This is a genomic window from Streptomyces sp. NPDC086777 (assembly GCF_040702065.1).
GTDB lineage: Bacteria > Actinomycetota > Actinomycetes > Streptomycetales > Streptomycetaceae > Streptomyces.
Window position 1 is genome coordinate 1 of sequence record NZ_JBFBJI010000093.1, and the last position, 2,369, is coordinate 2,369.

Annotated in this window: 2 rRNA genes (1 of these 2 running past the window's edge); both read left to right on the plus strand. The window is 58.4% G+C overall.

What is annotated here, in order from left to right:
* Positions 1–1,332: ribosomal RNA gene (locus AB0472_RS45870) — 16S ribosomal RNA — on the plus strand; the annotation flags it as partial.
* 298 nt (positions 1,333–1,630) lie between these two features.
* Positions 1,631–2,369: ribosomal RNA gene (locus AB0472_RS45875) — 23S ribosomal RNA — on the plus strand; it runs 1,924 nt beyond the window's last position.

Here is a 2,369-nt window from a genome sequence, read left to right on the forward strand (position 1 = left end):
GGGTTGTAAAGCTCCGGCGGTGAAGGATGAGCCCGCGGCCTATCAGCTTGTTGGTGAGGTAATGGCTCACCAAGGCGACGACGGGTAGCCGGCCTGAGAGGGCGACCGGCCACACTGGGACTGAGACACGGCCCAGACTCCTACGGGAGGCAGCAGTGGGGAATATTGCACAATGGGCGAAAGCCTGATGCAGCGACGCCGCGTGAGGGATGACGGCCTTCGGGTTGTAAACCTCTTTCAGCAGGGAAGAAGCGAAAGTGACGGTACCTGCAGAAGAAGCGCCGGCTAACTACGTGCCAGCAGCCGCGGTAATACGTAGGGCGCAAGCGTTGTCCGGAATTATTGGGCGTAAAGAGCTCGTAGGCGGCTTGTCACGTCGATTGTGAAAGCCCGAGGCTTAACCTCGGGTCTGCAGTCGATACGGGCTAGCTAGAGTGTGGTAGGGGAGATCGGAATTCCTGGTGTAGCGGTGAAATGCGCAGATATCAGGAGGAACACCGGTGGCGAAGGCGGATCTCTGGGCCATTACTGACGCTGAGGAGCGAAAGCGTGGGGAGCGAACAGGATTAGATACCCTGGTAGTCCACGCCGTAAACGGTGGGAACTAGGTGTTGGCGACATTCCACGTCGTCGGTGCCGCAGCTAACGCATTAAGTTCCCCGCCTGGGGAGTACGGCCGCAAGGCTAAAACTCAAAGGAATTGACGGGGGCCCGCACAAGCGGCGGAGCATGTGGCTTAATTCGACGCAACGCGAAGAACCTTACCAAGGCTTGACATACACCGGAAACGTCTGGAGACAGGCGCCCCCTTGTGGTCGGTGTACAGGTGGTGCATGGCTGTCGTCAGCTCGTGTCGTGAGATGTTGGGTTAAGTCCCGCAACGAGCGCAACCCTTGTCCCGTGTTGCCAGCAGGCCCTTGTGGTGCTGGGGACTCACGGGAGACCGCCGGGGTCAACTCGGAGGAAGGTGGGGACGACGTCAAGTCATCATGCCCCTTATGTCTTGGGCTGCACACGTGCTACAATGGCCGGTACAATGAGCTGCGATACCGTGAGGTGGAGCGAATCTCAAAAAGCCGGTCTCAGTTCGGATTGGGGTCTGCAACTCGACCCCATGAAGTCGGAGTCGCTAGTAATCGCAGATCAGCATTGCTGCGGTGAATACGTTCCCGGGCCTTGTACACACCGCCCGTCACGTCACGAAAGTCGGTAACACCCGAAGCCGGTGGCCCAACCCCTTGTGGGAGGGAGCTGTCGAAGGTGGGACTGGCGATTGGGACGAAGTCGTAACAAGGTAGCCGTACCGGAAGGTGCGGCTGGATCACCTCCTTTCTAAGGAGCATCTAGCTGTCGCAAGGCAGCCAGAGCCACTACGTCGGCAAATGTCCGACGGTGGTCAGCTCATGGGTGGAACGTTGACTACTCGGCACACTCGGATTGCTTCTCCTCCCAGTACTGCTTCGGTGTGGAACGGATGAGGGAAGAGGCGAGGGTGTCGGGCACGCTGTTGGGTGTCTGAGGGAATGATGTTCCTTCAGTCGCCGGCCCCAGTGAACTCACCGGATTTTCTGGTGGGGTGATGGGTGGCTGGTCGTTGTTTGAGAACTGCACAGTGGACGCGAGCATCTGTGGCCAAGTTTTTAAGGGCGCACGGTGGATGCCTTGGCACCAGGAACCGATGAAGGACGTGGGAGGCCACGATAGTCCCCGGGGAGTCGTCAACCAGGCTTTGATCCGGGGGTTTCCGAATGGGGAAACCCGGCAGTCGTCATGGGCTGTCACCCGCTGCTGAACTCATAGGCAGTGTGGAGGGAACGAGGGGAAGTGAAACATCTCAGTACCCTCAGGAAGAGAAAACAACCGTGATTCCGGGAGTAGTGGCGAGCGAAACCGGATGAGGCCAAACCGTATGCGTGTGAGACCCGGCAGGGGTTGCGTATACGGGGTTGTGGGATCTCTCTTTTGCGGTCTGCCGGCCGTGAGACGAGTCAGAAACCGTTGATGTAGGCGAAGGACATGCGAAAGGTCCGGCGTAGAGGGTAAGACCCCCGTAGCTGAAACATTGACGGCTCGTTTGAGAGACACCCAAGTAGCACGGGGCCCGAGAAATCCCGTGTGAATCTGGCGGGACCACCCGCTAAGCCTAAATATTCCCTGGTGACCGATAGCGGATAGTACCGTGAGGGAATGGTGAAAAGTACCCCGGGAGGGGAGTGAAATAGTACCTGAAACCGTGTGCCTACAAGCCGTGGGAGCATCCTTGTGGTGTGACTGCGTGCCTTTTGAAGAATGAGCCTGCGAGTTTGCGGTGTGTTGCGAGGTTAACCCGTGTGGGGTAGCCGTAGCGAAAGCGAGTCCGAATAGGGCGT